The organism is Streptomyces sp. NPDC059456, from assembly GCF_042750055.1.
Lineage (GTDB): Bacteria > Actinomycetota > Actinomycetes > Streptomycetales > Streptomycetaceae > Streptomyces.
Window position 1 is genome coordinate 1 of the sequence record NZ_JBHYVA010000195.1, and the last position, 12,525, is coordinate 12,525.

General features: G+C 72.7%; 14 protein-coding genes. 3 read left to right on the forward strand and 11 right to left on the reverse strand.

Annotated elements, in window-relative coordinates; genetic code table 11:
- The 11 genes from ACFXA3_RS18830 to ACFXA3_RS18880 form a co-directional block, all read right to left on the reverse strand.
- A partial coding sequence (locus ACFXA3_RS18830; protein WP_385188093.1) for a hypothetical protein occupies nt 1-1,190 on the reverse strand: 1,190 nt, incomplete at its 3' end.
- 2 nt (nt 1,191-1,192) lie between these two features.
- Nucleotides 1,193-2,047 carry a class I SAM-dependent methyltransferase gene (locus ACFXA3_RS18835; protein WP_385188095.1) on the reverse strand — a complete coding sequence of 285 codons (855 nt, stop codon included), beginning with the start codon at nt 2,045-2,047 and terminating at the stop codon, nt 1,193-1,195.
- Nucleotides 2,048-2,119: 72 nt separating this feature from the next.
- Nucleotides 2,120-3,859: a GH3 auxin-responsive promoter family protein gene (locus ACFXA3_RS18840; protein WP_385188097.1), complete on the reverse strand. Its 1,740-nt coding sequence runs from the start codon at nt 3,857-3,859 to the stop codon at nt 2,120-2,122.
- Nucleotides 3,856-4,485: a hypothetical protein gene (locus ACFXA3_RS18845; protein ID WP_385188099.1), complete on the reverse strand. Its 630-nt coding sequence runs from the start codon at nt 4,483-4,485 to the stop codon at nt 3,856-3,858. The genes ACFXA3_RS18840 and ACFXA3_RS18845 overlap by 4 nt, the downstream gene beginning before the upstream one ends.
- Nucleotides 4,482-5,174, reverse strand: a complete 693-nt coding sequence (locus ACFXA3_RS18850; protein WP_385188101.1) for an HAD family hydrolase — start codon at nt 5,172-5,174, stop codon at nt 4,482-4,484. The genes ACFXA3_RS18845 and ACFXA3_RS18850 overlap by 4 nt, the downstream gene beginning before the upstream one ends.
- Nucleotides 5,171-6,004: an AfsA-related hotdog domain-containing protein gene (locus ACFXA3_RS18855; protein WP_385188103.1), complete on the reverse strand. Its 834-nt coding sequence runs from the start codon at nt 6,002-6,004 to the stop codon at nt 5,171-5,173. Before ACFXA3_RS18855 ends, ACFXA3_RS18850 begins: the two co-directional genes overlap by 4 nt.
- A gap of 40 nt (nt 6,005-6,044) precedes the next feature.
- On the reverse strand, nt 6,045-6,263 hold the full coding sequence (locus ACFXA3_RS18860; protein ID WP_327285444.1) for a tautomerase family protein: 219 nt from the start codon (nt 6,261-6,263) through the stop codon (nt 6,045-6,047).
- Between the two features lie 79 nt (nt 6,264-6,342).
- The gene (locus ACFXA3_RS18865) at nt 6,343-7,251 is read right to left on the reverse strand and encodes a hypothetical protein (protein WP_385188105.1); all 909 of its coding nucleotides are present in this window, start codon (nt 7,249-7,251) and stop codon (nt 6,343-6,345) included.
- A complete protein-coding gene (locus ACFXA3_RS18870) occupies nt 7,244-7,864 on the reverse strand; it encodes a hypothetical protein (RefSeq protein ID WP_385188107.1) in 621 nt (206 codons plus the stop codon). The genes ACFXA3_RS18865 and ACFXA3_RS18870 overlap by 8 nt, the downstream gene beginning before the upstream one ends.
- A gap of 188 nt (nt 7,865-8,052) precedes the next feature.
- On the reverse strand, nt 8,053-8,295 hold the full coding sequence (locus ACFXA3_RS18875; RefSeq protein WP_385188109.1) for an acyl carrier protein: 243 nt from the start codon (nt 8,293-8,295) through the stop codon (nt 8,053-8,055).
- Between the two features lie 218 nt (nt 8,296-8,513).
- Entirely contained in the window at nt 8,514-9,374 is an 861-nt protein-coding gene (locus ACFXA3_RS18880; RefSeq protein WP_385188111.1) for a helix-turn-helix transcriptional regulator, read from the reverse strand.
- A 129-nt stretch (nt 9,375-9,503) separates the two neighbouring features.
- Here ACFXA3_RS18880 and ACFXA3_RS18885 point away from each other — a divergent pair, with 129 nt between their 5' ends.
- The 3 genes from ACFXA3_RS18885 to ACFXA3_RS18895 all read left to right on the forward strand — a co-directional run bounded on the left by ACFXA3_RS18885 (nt 9,504) and on the right by ACFXA3_RS18895 (nt 12,482).
- Entirely contained in the window at nt 9,504-10,298 is a 795-nt protein-coding gene (locus ACFXA3_RS18885; RefSeq protein ID WP_385188113.1) for a thioesterase II family protein, read from the forward strand.
- 110 nt (nt 10,299-10,408) lie between these two features.
- On the forward strand, nt 10,409-11,257 hold the full coding sequence (locus ACFXA3_RS18890; protein ID WP_385188114.1) for a helix-turn-helix transcriptional regulator: 849 nt from the start codon (nt 10,409-10,411) through the stop codon (nt 11,255-11,257).
- Between the two features lie 178 nt (nt 11,258-11,435).
- On the forward strand, nt 11,436-12,482 hold the full coding sequence (locus tag ACFXA3_RS18895) for a beta-ketoacyl-ACP synthase III (RefSeq protein WP_385188116.1): 1,047 nt from the start codon (nt 11,436-11,438) through the stop codon (nt 12,480-12,482).
- Nucleotides 12,483-12,525: the final 43 nt, after the last annotated feature.

Consider the following 12,525-nt stretch of genomic DNA (forward strand, 5'->3'; position numbering starts at 1 on the left):
GCCCGCCACCGTTCGGTGCGGGCCCGGGAATCGTGCACCCCCAGCTCGAACCAGGGGCGCAGCAGGCGGTCGGCGAGGTCCGCGGCGGCCAGGGCCAGCCGGTCGTCCGCGGCCGGGTGTTCCCCGATCAGGTCGGCGAGCAGGAAGGCGTGGGCGAGCGCGAGGGACATGCCGCGGCCGAACATCGGATCGGTGACGCAGGCGGCGTCCCCGGCCCGCAGGAGTCCGGCGACCGGGCGCTGCCCGCCGGGAGCGGCGCCGCGCAGGACGTTCGGCGGCATGGCGATCGCCCGTACCGGGCCGAGCGGCTGCGCCGCGCCCTCCTCGACCCAGGGGGACAGGAACGGCGAGAGGCGGCAGGCGGCGGTGAAGGCGGCCGGCGTGCGCAGCGCCGCCATCGCACGGTCGCCGGGCAGCGCCCCGAAGGTGATGGCGAAGACGTCGTTGTCCGCCGGGTGCAGCACCGCCGAGTAGTGGTCCCAGATCCCGCCGGCCGCGTTGCCCCGGTTGAGCGGGCCCGGCGGCGGGCCCCAGGGGTCGCGCAGCCGGTAGAAGCGGCCGAAGGCGTGCAGCCGGCTGGGGCCCGTCAGGTCGGCCGGCACCGGGACGCCCGCCGCGGCGAGCCAGGACCGGGACGCGGACCTGCGGCCGGACGCGTCCACCACGAGGCCGGCGGCGATCCGCTCGCCGCCCGCGGTCACGACTCCGGTCACCCGGTGCCCGGCCGGCCCGGCCGGGGCCGTCAGCAGTCCGGCGACCGTGGTGCGGTGACGGAGTTCCACGCCGGGCAGGGCCGCGACGGCCCGGTGCAGTACGAGGTCCAGGACGGGACGGCGGACCAGCAGCGTGACGAGCTCCTCGTCCCCCGGCTCCCGGGCGGGGCCGGTGGTACCCGGGCCGGCGGGCGCCGCGGCGGTGAGGTCGGCGAGCCGCGCCCCCTCGGCCAGCGCGGCGTCGAGGACGGCCGGAGCGTGGGAGCGGAGCATGCGCACGCCGAGCGCGTTCAGGATGTGGTCGTGGGCGGCCTGGGGCAGCGTCGGCCGCTCCCACAGCTCGGCGCTCTTGACGACCGGCCCCTGCGGTGGCGGGCCGCTGCTCTCCAGGACCCGCACCCGGTGGCCGCGCGCGCCGAGCGCCAGGGCCAGGGCGAGGCCGGCGGTGCCGGCGCCCGCGATCACGGTGCTCGTCATGGTCAGCGACGCCTGCCGTGCACGAAGAACACCCGCCGTACGTCCTTCACCTCGCGCGGCGGCACCGGGTCGGGCCAGCGCCCGTAGTCGGCGCCGGGCTCGCCCGGCTGGACGGCCCGCACGTCGAACCCGTACCCCTCGAACAGTGCTTCCGGCTCGTCCGTGCCGAACACCCACGGGCACCCCCAGCCCGCGAAGACGTCCAGCAGACCGCGCATGTGCGCAAGGGTCAGGGCGGCCCGGTTGACGATGTCGGCGGCGATCCTGCTGCCCGGCGCGGAGATCGCGGCGACCCGCTCCAGCATCCGGTGCGCATCGGCCTCGGGGATGTAGTAGAGCAGCCCCTCCAGCAGCCACGCCGAGGGCACGGCGGGGTCGTAGCCGGACGCGACGAGGCGTTCCTCCCAGTCGTCGGCGGTGAGGTCGACGGCGACCGTGCGGTGGTCGACGCGGGGCCGGACGTCCTGCAGCCGCTCGGCCTTGAAGTCGAGCACCGCCGGCCGGTCGACCTCGAAGTAGCGGACGTGGCCGGGCCACGGGAGCCGGTAGGCCCGCGAGTCCATGCCCGCCGGCGCCAGGACGATCTGCGGGGTCGCCGGGTCCTGGGCCGCCTCCTGGAGCAGGTCGTCGAAGAACCGGGTGCGGATGGCGTTGTAGTCGGGGGTGCTGGGCAGGGTCCGCGGCCGGTCGGGCGGGAACGTCGCCGCCCGGATCTCGGCCAGCAGCTCCGGACCGGCCTCGCCGACCAGTCCGGCGGCGTACGGGTCCTCGTAGAGCCGGTCCTCGCGGCGGGTCTCGGCGGCCCGCAGCGCCGCGGTGAGCAGGGCGGTCCGTTCGACGGGGTTGAGCACGGGCATGGAAGGCTGCTCCTTGTGGTGGGGGGAGGGTGCGGGTGCCGGGCGGCCGACGTGGGGTGCGGGTGGGGGAGTTCAGCCGCGCGGCGGCGTGGTCAGGCGGTCCCAGAGGGCGTCGTCCTGCCGGAAGAGGCGGTCCTTGACCTGGGTCGGGCGGATGCCCGTGGCGACCGCCGCGTGCCAGTCGCGGTCGAACGCCTCGGCGTCGAGCAGGCGCACGGCGGGGGCGCCCAGCCGGCCGGCCGACCGGGCCCGTGCGTAGCCGGGGGACCGGGCCGCGAGGGAGTCGTCCAGGGCGGCGGTGAAACGGGCGCTCTCGCGCTCGTGCCAGGGGGTGCGGGGGGCGATCGCGAAGACGTAGCGCGGGGCGGCGGGCACCGCCGGTGCTGACGCGGCGGCGGACGCGGGTGCCGCGGCAGGGGCGGCCGGTGCCGCGGCCGGTTCGACCCGGCACGCCACGTTGCGCAGGGAGAGGCCGCCGGAGTCCAGCGCCGTGTGCAGGGCCCTGACCACCTCGGCGTCGCGCAGCCGCTCGCCCGCCGCGTCGGAACGGCCGCCCCGGCCCGCGTACTCCATCCGCGGCACTCCGCCGACGGTGTCCACGACCCGGACCACGTCCCCGACGGCGTACCGGTACAGCCCGCCGACGTGGCTGAAGATCACGTGGTAGTCGTGGCCCGCTTCGAGCTCGTGCGGCAGCAGGGTGGCGCTGTCGGGGGCGAGGTCCTGATCGGCGGGCACGAACTCGTACACCGACGCCGACGCGACGAGGCTGCCGGCCGACGCGTGCCGGTCCAGCGCCACCCCCACCGGACCCTCCGAGGCGGCCACCGGCGCCGGCAGCACGGCGACGCCCGGGCCGAACTCCTCCCGCAGGGCGGGCAGGTACAGCGAGGCCACCCCGGTCGTCCAGCAGAACAGGGCCCGCAGCCGGGGCCACACGTGCGCCGGCCGTACGGTGCCGAAGTACTCTGCGAGCCGTTCGAGTTCGGCGGCACGCTCGGGGTCCGGCGCCCGGTACGGCAGGCCGCCGAGGGTGCCGTCCCGCACCTCCTTCACGATCCGCGACCACCACAGGTTCAGCTGGTACGGGACCGCGGCGACCATGGCCGGGTTGATGCCGATCAGCGCCCGCAGATCGCTCTGCACCGCCAGCCTCAGCCGCAGGTACGCCCGCTCCAGGTGGTCTCCGGGCTCGGTGGGCACCGCGAGCGTCGCCCACGGCGCGCCCGTGCCGGGCTCGGCGGAGAGGGGTTCGCCGAACCGGGCGCCGAAGTCCACCTGGCTGGCGCCCACATGGGGCCGGCCGTCGCCCGTGACGGGCGGGGCGGCGAGCGGATCGTGCTTCAGGTTGAGGACGGCGTCGGGCCGCTCCAGCACCTCGGGGAAGTGCTCGATCAGCGGGGCCCACGCCGCGAAGTAGAACGGCATGAAGGTCGTGCTCATGAAGCGCGGGGTGACGGGCACCTTCTTGTGCGCTCCGGTGCTGCCGCTGCTGGTGAAGTAGACCGCGGGCGCGTCGGCCGACAGCAGGTTCCGCTCGCCGGCGGCGGTCCGCTCGATCATCGGGGCGTGGTCGGCGTACGTCCGTACCGGTACGGACTCGCGGAAGTCGTCCACCGTGAGGACGCGGCCGAGACCGTGGTGCCTGCCGAAGCCGGTGGAGGCGTTGAAGCCCACCAGGTCGGTCAGGACGCGCTGCTGCACGCTCCGCAGATCGGCGTGCTCGGCCGCCAGCCGGTCGCGCGCGGCGAACACGCGCTCGCGGTAGCGGCCGGTGTGGCCGGGGGTGTGCCAGACCGAGGAAACGTTCATGCGGTGAGCACCTCCCGTACGGCCGCGGCCGCGCGGGCGGCGTCGGGCTGCTCGCCCAGCATCGTCACCGGCACCTCCCGCACCTCCTCCAGCAGCATCTTCCGCAGGTTCCTCTGGTAGCTCTCGAACTCGGGCCAGGCGCCGTCATCCCCGTCGTACTCCAGGGCGTTGAGCCGTGCGCCGTCGCCCCGGCGACGCCACGCGGACCCTGCCGAGACGTCGAGGAAGACCACCCCGGCCGGCTGCGGGAACGAACGCCACCAGGAGTACATCCGGCTGTCGGCGACCCCGGCCATCCGGCATTTCGCCAGGATCTTGTAGTAGTACGAGTCCACGAGCACCGGCACCCGCGGGTCCGTCTCCCGCACCTGGTCCCGCAGGTGGACCACGGCCGTCTGCAGCACGCTGGCCATGAAGTCCACCGAGTACGCGGTGCCGAGGCCCGGCAGCAGGTGGTCGTGCACGTCCCGGCGCAGCCGCGGGATCAGGGCGTGCTCGGGCGCGACGAACGCGCTGTCCGTCGACACCATCCGCCACTCGGGCAGCATCGTCACCAGACGCCGCATGACCGAGGACTTGCCGGCCCCGTCGGGACCCAGCAGGACGTGGAACCGGGGCCCGCTCATCGGACGGCGACCGTCACGGAGCGGCGCGTCAGGCGCTCGCGCAGCTCGGCGTCGTCACCCACGACCACGGGGTGCCCCACGAGCTCCAGCATCGGCAGGTCGGAGACGTGGTCCCCGTAGGCGTGGCAGTCCCGCGGGTCGACATCGGGCCGCGAGGCCAGATGGGCGAGCACCGCGGCGCGCTTGCCCTCGCCGATGACGGGGGTGGCCACCTCGCCGGTGTAGACGCCGTCCGCGGACAGCGGGCGCGTGCACAGGACCGTGTCGGCCCCCAGCTCGCGCGCCAGCGGTTCCAGCAGGGGCGGGAACGAGCCGGAGACCAGGACCAGGCTCGCGCCGGCCGCCCGGTGCTCCCGCAGGGCCTCACGCGTGGAGTCGATGTAGAAACCCCGGGTGGAGGCGGTGCGCTCGGTGAACCAGTCGTCCGCCAGCCGCCGGACCGTGTCCACGGACTCGCCCGCGTAGTGGCCGTAGTAGAAGCGGTTGATGTCCTCGCGGGGCGTTCCGTCCGCGGCGCGCCGGCGGATCACCGCCATGATCCGCTCGTACTCCTCCTCGCCGGCCGCGCCGTGCCGGCGCACCAGCTGGTAGTGGAGGAAGTCGAACATGCTCTTGACCGTGATCAGCGTCTCGTCCACGTCGCTGAAGACGATGCGGGGCCGGTCCGGCTCCGGCGGGCGCGCGGTCATGACGTACGGACCTCCGTCCGCACCGGGGCCGCCGCCTCCGCGGCGCCCGCCGCGGCCGCCAGCGCCACGCCGTCCTGCAGCGAACGCTGCGCGGCCTTCGTCTCCTTGGCGTGGGAGACCTGGGTGTCGAAGGCGGTGAACCGGACCTCCATGCCCGCCGTCTCCGACCCGCCCTGGCTCACGGACAGTTCGCAGTGGAACGTCATGCGGGTGCGGTGCGGGGTGCGGTGGGCCAGCACGTGGCAGCGCACCACCGCGGGCAGCGGGAAGAGGAAGTTGCGGTACCGGGTCGCGAAGGAGTCGATGACGAAGTAGCTGCTGCCGACCGCCTCGGGCGGCAGGTAGTACTGCTCGGCCACCGCGATGAACATCTGCCGGCCCGCCTCCGTGGCCAGCATGCCCTGCATGTGCTGGCCGGTGACGTGGTCGGTCATCACCTCGTTGTCGCCGTCCACGAGCAGGTCCGCCTCGTACCAGTCGCCGCCGACCGGCCGCGGCTGGGAGATCAGCACGTTCTCAGGGCGGTGCTTGTGCGCGATCTCCCGTCCGGCGCGGGTGTGCAGCGCCTGGTCGTCGATGACGACCCGGTCCGAGAGCCCGCGCCGGGCCAGGGTGTCGCGTACGAACTGGACGTCGAACAGGGAGACGCCCTGCCCCACGCTCACGCGGACCTCGCCGGCGCCGTCCGGGAACCCTCCGTTCCTGATCTGGCGGGCCAGCTGGGAGACGGTGAACACGCCTTCGTGGTGGGCGAACTCGGCGAACACATCGCCCACGAGGAACAGCGTGCCGGGCCTGGCATCGTCGACCTGGGGTGATTCATGGGACATGACTGTCGGCCTTTCCTGTTCGGAGGGGGTGGGGGTCGGGTCATTCGGTCAGGCGGCGGCTCAGCTCCGGGAACATCGGGTCACTGCCCAGGGAGCCGCCCTCCGCCCAGCGGTTGCGCGGCACCTCCTGGATGTAGACCGTGATCTTGTCCAGGGGTGCTCCCGTGACCTTCCTGACGGTCCGGGTCAGCTCCTCCATGAGTTCCTGGCACTGGGCGTCGTCCTGGCCGTCCCAGGTGGTGACGGAGATGATGGGCATGGGACCTCTCCGGGTCTGTCTGGATCTTCCGCGGCGGCCGGCCGGCGCGCCGCGTGAACTGCCGGGTGCGCGGGCGCGGTCAGGGCTGCGGGGTCCGCGCGCCGGCGGTCCGCAGCTCCTGGAACGAGGGGCCGCGCAGCTTGAGATGGGCGTGGATGTCGCCGCCGAGCCCGAACTCGCCGATGGCGCCGCCGTAACTGCGCTGGTAGCTCATCCACAGCACGACCACGTTGATGATCCGGTTGGCCCCGGGGAGCTCCGGGTCCGGGAACGGGTCGGGCATCGTGGCGTGGTAGCGGCCGGAGCCGTCCGCGTCCGTGACGAAGACGTTCGGCACCCCGAGCGGGCCCGGCCGGGTGGGCCCCGCCGGATCCAGGTCCCGGGCGCGCAGCGACATCACCGTGTAGACGCTGTGCGGTACGAGCCGGGAGAACTCGAAGTCGAAGGTCCCGGAGCCGCCGTCCTCGCTGACGGCGACCTCCAGGGTCCCGCTCGCCCGCATCCACTGGCCGAACGTCACCGGAGTGACGACCTTGGGCCCGTCCTGCGCCCGCAGGTCCGGGATGGGGACCTCGTGGAAGGCGTGGCTCGGCCGCTCGACCAGGGCCGCGTCCGGCAGCTGCTCCGGCGCGAACAGCATGGGGTAGTTGTTGCACGGCAGGGGCAGCGGCAGCGTGTGGAGGACCACGTCCCGGTCCGCCCCGTCGGGGTCCGTGTCCAGCTCGCGCACCACCGAGTACGGGGCGAGCCGGCCGAACTCGGGGACCTCACTGTCGGGCGAGACCACGGCCGCGCCCCACTCGGGCGCGGCCCCGCCCGCGGCGGTGGGCCGGTTGATCATGCCCACCACCACGAAGTTGCCGTCCGCGTCCATGACCTCGCTGGGCGGGTACAGCGGACCCTGGGTCGTGAGCGCGAGCTCGTACGTCTCCTTGCGTCCCGGCGTCGGGAGCGCCGCCGGGCGGGTCGCCGTACCGGTCTCAGACATCGGCGCGCTTGTAGACGCGGGTGTACAGGCCGCTCTCGCCGCCCACGATGTAGCGGTCACCCGCCTGCCGGACGATCTCCTGGTACTCGGCGGAGGTGAAGACCGCCTGGTAGTCCGCCGGCTCGCAGTCGAAACCGGACACGAACATCACGCCCGGCTGGGAGCTGATCAGCGAGTGGTACGCCAGGAACGTCTTCACCTCGTCCGCGCGGCGGACGACGTCGAAGATGGTGTTCTCGCGCCACTCGCGGTACGCGGCGTACTCGCGGGGCTTCACCTCGATGTACCGCAGCTGCACGTAGGGCGTCTGCGGCACCGGGTCGGCGGTGTCCTTCGGCGCCTCGACGAACTCCAGGAGATGGCGCCGGAAGTCGGTGACGAGGTCGCCGGAAACGCTCTCCCAGAGCCGGTGCCAGCCCGCGTTCAGGCCGTTCAGCTCCGCGACGTCCGCGACCGGCGTGATCTCCAGGACGTTGCCGTCGTCGACGCTGACGTACAGGGCGCGGCCGGCCACCGGCTCCTTCTGGTTCAGCCGGTTCCACTCGGCCAGGACCTGGTCCACGCGGCCGGGGGCCACGGTGACTTCGTTGAGGACGAGCAGGGTGGAAGACATGGGTATTTCCTCTCGATAAAACGTGACGGACCACGCGAGCGGCGGAATGCCGGTCGCGAAAGACAAGTGGGGGGTGCGGGGGAAACGGGGGGAGGGGGAATGTGCGGCTGTCGGGGAAAGGCGTCGGGGAAAGGCGTCGGGGAAAGGCGTCGGGGAAAGGCGCCGGGGAAAGATGCCGGGAAAACGTGTCAGGCTACGGTGACGCCCTTGGAGGCGATCACCGCGGCCGCCTCCGCGACGGTCTGCTCGGGAACGAGCTCACCCATCTCGATCTCGACGCCGAAGGTCTTCTGCAGCCGCAGCGCCAGTTCCTCCAGCAGCAGCGAGTCGATCTCCATCGCCTCGAACGTGGTGTCCGGAGTGACATCCGCTGTCGGCACGTCCAGTTCGCCCAGAACCGTGACCATCCGACTGACGATCGAATTATCCATGAGATTCCTCCGTGAATCACTGGGAACGCCGATTTTCGCGATGCGGGATCGGAGCGGGTGAATTCAGCGGATCGAATTCCTCGCCGTCCCACGTGATTCATCATGGATCCCGGGAACCGGCGGAGGAAGTGTCTCCTGATCATGGTGGTGCGAACACCACCGGCATGGAAAACGGGATGCGCAGACCCGGTTGCGGAAAACCGGTCTCGGCTCGCCGGTCAGGCGGCCTCGGCGTGCGCGCCGGCCAGGTCGTGCGACCGTTCGGCCGACTCCGCCCGGGGCCGCGGAATGTAAAGGGTCAGCAGGGATTCGGGACTCTCCGGCACGCTCATCACCACGCGGTCGAAGACCCGCACCCCGGCCTGCGGAAGCGCGATCTTGCGTCTGCTCTGGTTCGGGCCGACCACCTCGTGACAGTCCCACAGGGTGGCGAAGCGCGGGCTGCGTTCGGCGAGCCGCTCGGCGATCCGGCCGAATTCCCGGTCCTCCGGGAAACGCGCCGACTGCGCCCGGAACTGGGCCACCAGCCCCCGCCCCACCTCGTCCGCCTCCGGATACTTCTCGCGCGTGGACGGCTCGGTGAAGAACTTCAGCACGCAGTTGTCACCGCGCGCCTCGATGCGGAACAGGGAGCGCGCCGACCGGCTGGCCAGTTCGATCCGCCCGTACCGGTCCGTGATGTACGCCGGATTGCGCGACCACCCCTCGACGAGCGCGTGCATCCGCGCGTACTCGCTGTCCCAGCGGTGGCCCTGCATCCGCTGCGGCGGATTGTGGCCGGCCAGCCGGTAGAAGTAGTCCCGCTCCACGTCCCCCAGCCGCAGGGCGTTGCTGACCGCGTTCACGATCCCTTCGGAGACGTTGATGTCCCGGCCCTGTTCGAGCCAGGTGTACCAGGACACCCCGACACCGGCGAGAGCCGCGACCTCCTCGCGCCGCAGCCCCGGGGTGCGCCGGCGCTCCACGTTCACCAGTCCGACTTCCTCCGGGGTGATCTGCTCCCTGCGCGCCCGCAGGAAATGCCGCAGCCTCGCCCGCCGTAGAAGTCCGGACTCCGCGGGGGATGCAGTCGTCCGCATTCCTCGACCTCTTTCCAACTGAAGAAATTTTTCCGAAGTGCGCCCGACCGGCAGGCCCACCGGTGGTGGTGGTACCACCCCGTTCGACAGACACTCCCTCCCGCCGAATTCCGGCGCCACACTGACGGCATGTTCCACACAGCGGCGAACATCCCGGCAGGCACGACGGCGGGTACGGCGAACAGCGGCCCGGCGAAGAACGAGGCGACAAGGCTGCGCCTGTTCTGTTTCCATCACGCGGGCGGCAGCGCCTGGTCCTTCTCGGGCTGGGGGCAATGGCTCGGGCGCGGCGTGGAGGTGGTGCCCGTGTCCATGCCCCCCAGGTCGGTGCCCGCGGCCGGCGTCCCCGGTGCCGTCAGCACGATGGACGCCCTGGTGCGTGAGGTGACAAGGCAGCTGACCCCCTTCCTCGACGAGCCCTACGCGTTCTACGGACACAGCATGGGAGCGCTGGTCTCCTACGGCGTGGCACAGCGGCACATCGCCGCGGGACGGCGCCCGCCCGCCTGTTTCGTGGCCGGGGCCCACCGCGCGCCGCATGTCCAGGCTGCGCCCGACCTGACCGTAGGGCTATCGGATAGAGCGTCCCTCGAGCTGTTGTTGGGCCTGGGTGGAGCCGGACGGCTGCTGCGGGAGAACCCCGCGCGCATGAAGGCCGTCGTCGAACGGCTCCGCGAGGACCTGCGGGTCTGCGGTACCTACCGGCATCCGGAGACGGGCGGGCGGCCCCTGCCCTGCCCGGTCCACGTGCTGCGCGGCAGCCACGACCCGCTGGTCCCCGCGGCGGACGCCGAGGCGTGGCGCACGCACACGAGCGCGCACTTCTCGTTCCGCTCCCTCCCCGGCGGCCACTTCTTCAACCGGGAGCACAAGGACCTGTTCTTCGCCGAGTTGGGAAGCATCCTCGGGGCGGTGGAGAAATGAACGGGCGCACGTGCACCTGCCACGGCGGACGGGTGTACGACCTTCGCACGGGCAGGCGTGTGATTCCCGCCGCTGACACCGGGTGCCGGTGTGACCTACCTTCGGGCGGTATGGACGCCAAGCCCTTAGGAACCGACCGGGACGACCGGACCGACCGTACGAAGAAGAAGCGCACGGAGCTGGCGCACTTCCTGCGCAGCCGCCGCGCGGCGCTCTCCCCGGAGGACGTCGGACTGGTGACCTCCGCCCGGCGCGCCCGGGTCGGGCTCCGCCGCGAGGAGGTCGCGGTCCTCGCCGGAGTGAGCGCGTCCTGGTACGCGTGGCTGGAACAGGGCCGCCCCATCAAGGTCTCGGACGGGATCCTCGACGCCATCAGCCGCGCCCTGCGCCTCGGCGAACCCGAACGGGTGCACCTGTACCGGCTCGCGGACGCCAACCCCCCGCTGCCGCTCTCCGATCCGGACCTGCCGGACTCCGGCCTGTTCCAGCGGATGGTCGACACCCAGCTGCTGGGCCCCGCCTGCGTCATCGACCGCTACTGGCAGGTCCTCGCGGTCAACGAGCCGGCCTCCGAGCTGCTGGGCCTGGGCCGCGACGGCGCCGACGACAACTTCCTCACCAGCCTGTTCACCGGCTCCCACGGAGAGCGCTACCTGAACCGGACCGAGGTGGCCCGCCGGATGACCGCCAGGTTCCGCCTCCAGTCCTCGTACGGCGCCGACGACGCCCGGTACGAGGAGATGGCGGACCGGCTGGCCGAGGGCGACAGCCGCTTCGCCGAGCTGTGGGAGCGCCACGAGGTCGAGGAGTTCGGGCCGATCACCGTCGAGCTGGACCACCCCGAGGAGGGGCCCGTCCCGTTCGTGCTGTTCACCATGGACCTGGACGAAGCCGCCCGCACCCGGCTCCTGGTGTACCTGCCGCCGGGCATCTCCGGGCCCGCCGCCGCCTGGCCGTAGGACCGCCGGCCCCCACCGCCCCGAGGGTGGTGGTCCCACCACCACCGGCGGCACCCATGGTGTCGGCACGGTCTGGAAGGGCTCCGCCGGCCGCCGGACAATCGTCGGGTGGCCCGCCCCCGAGCGGAGAGCGGCCCGTTCCACCGTGCCCCGGTAGCGGCGTCCCGCACCGGCAACTATGGAGGCCCCCTTGACTCATGCGTCGCCCCCTGGCCGAGCCGCGGTCCTCGCCGGGCTCGGGACGTACGTCCCGCCCCGCGTCGTCACCAACGAGGACCTGTCCCTGACCATGGACACCTCGGACGAATGGATCCGCACCCGGACGGGCATCACCCAGCGCCACTGGGCCGACCCGGGGACCGCCACCGGCGACCTCGCGGTGGCGGCCGGCGAACGGGCGCTGAAGTCGGCCGGATCCGACGCCGTCGACCTGGTGGTCCTCGCCACGACCACGCCGGACCACCCGTGCCCGGCGACGGCCCCCGAAGTCGCCTCCCGGCTGGGCCTGCAGAACGTGGCCGCCTACGACATCGCCGCCGTGTGCAGCGGATTCGTCTACGGGCTCGCGTCCGCCGCGGGTGCCATAGCCGCCGGCATCGCCGAGCGCGTGCTGGTCATCGGCGCGGAGACGTACTCCACGATCCTCAACCCGGACGACCGCACCACCTCGGTCATCTTCGGCGACGGCGCCGGAGCCGTCGTGCTGCGGGCCGGCGACGCCACCGAGCCCGGTGCGCTGCTGGGACACGACCTGGGCAGCGACGGCTCGTTGAAGGACCTCATCATCGTCCCGGGCGGCGGCTCCCGGCAGCGCTCCGCCGCGGCCGCACCCGGCGCGCCCGAACCGGACCCCGCCGACGCGTACTTCAGCATGCAGGGCAAGCCGGTGTTCCGGCACGCCGTGACCCGGATGGCGGCCTCGTCGCAGGCCATGCTCGACCGGGCCGGCTGGCCGGCGGAGTCGGTGGACTGGTTCGTCGGCCACCAGGCGAACGTACGGATCCTGCACGCCGTGGCCGATCAGCTCGGCATGCCCAGGGACCGCACGGTCGTCAATCTCGACCGGGTGGGCAACACCTCCGCGGCCTCCATCCCGCTGGCCCTCTCCGATGCCGTGGCCGCCGGCCGGATCACGCCGGGCGACCGCGTGCTGATGAGTGCCTTCGGAGGCGGCGTGACCTGGGGTTCGACCGCCCTGGTGTGGCCCGACATCGACGCGAACTGACATCCGCATCCACCCCATCCACCCCTTCGGACGGCCGCCGGTC

Bases quoted from the DNA above. Each gene is read 5' to 3' on its own strand.
- ACFXA3_RS18865 (WP_385188105.1), bottom strand. From the start codon at position 7,251: ATGTCTGAGACCGGTACGGCGACCCGCCCGGCGGCGCTCCCGACGCCG.
- ACFXA3_RS18890 (WP_385188114.1), top strand. From the start codon at position 10,409: ATGGACGCCAAGCCCTTAGGAACCGACCGGGACGACCGGACCGACCGT.
- ACFXA3_RS18835 (WP_385188095.1), bottom strand. From the start codon at position 2,047: ATGCCCGTGCTCAACCCCGTCGAACGGACCGCCCTGCTCACCGCGGCG.
- ACFXA3_RS18845 (WP_385188099.1), bottom strand. From the start codon at position 4,485: ATGAGCGGGCCCCGGTTCCACGTCCTGCTGGGTCCCGACGGGGCCGGC.
- ACFXA3_RS18880 (WP_385188111.1), bottom strand. From the start codon at position 9,374: ATGCGGACGACTGCATCCCCCGCGGAGTCCGGACTTCTACGGCGGGCG.
- ACFXA3_RS18885 (WP_385188113.1), top strand. From the start codon at position 9,504: ATGTTCCACACAGCGGCGAACATCCCGGCAGGCACGACGGCGGGTACG.
- ACFXA3_RS18870 (WP_385188107.1), bottom strand. From the start codon at position 7,864: ATGTCTTCCACCCTGCTCGTCCTCAACGAAGTCACCGTGGCCCCCGGC.
- ACFXA3_RS18895 (WP_385188116.1), top strand. From the start codon at position 11,436: ATGGAGGCCCCCTTGACTCATGCGTCGCCCCCTGGCCGAGCCGCGGTC.
- ACFXA3_RS18855 (WP_385188103.1), bottom strand. From the start codon at position 6,004: ATGTCCCATGAATCACCCCAGGTCGACGATGCCAGGCCCGGCACGCTG.
- ACFXA3_RS18875 (WP_385188109.1), bottom strand. From the start codon at position 8,295: ATGGATAATTCGATCGTCAGTCGGATGGTCACGGTTCTGGGCGAACTG.
- ACFXA3_RS18850 (WP_385188101.1), bottom strand. From the start codon at position 5,174: ATGACCGCGCGCCCGCCGGAGCCGGACCGGCCCCGCATCGTCTTCAGC.
- ACFXA3_RS18860 (WP_327285444.1), bottom strand. From the start codon at position 6,263: ATGCCCATCATCTCCGTCACCACCTGGGACGGCCAGGACGACGCCCAG.
- ACFXA3_RS18840 (WP_385188097.1), bottom strand. From the start codon at position 3,859: ATGAACGTTTCCTCGGTCTGGCACACCCCCGGCCACACCGGCCGCTAC.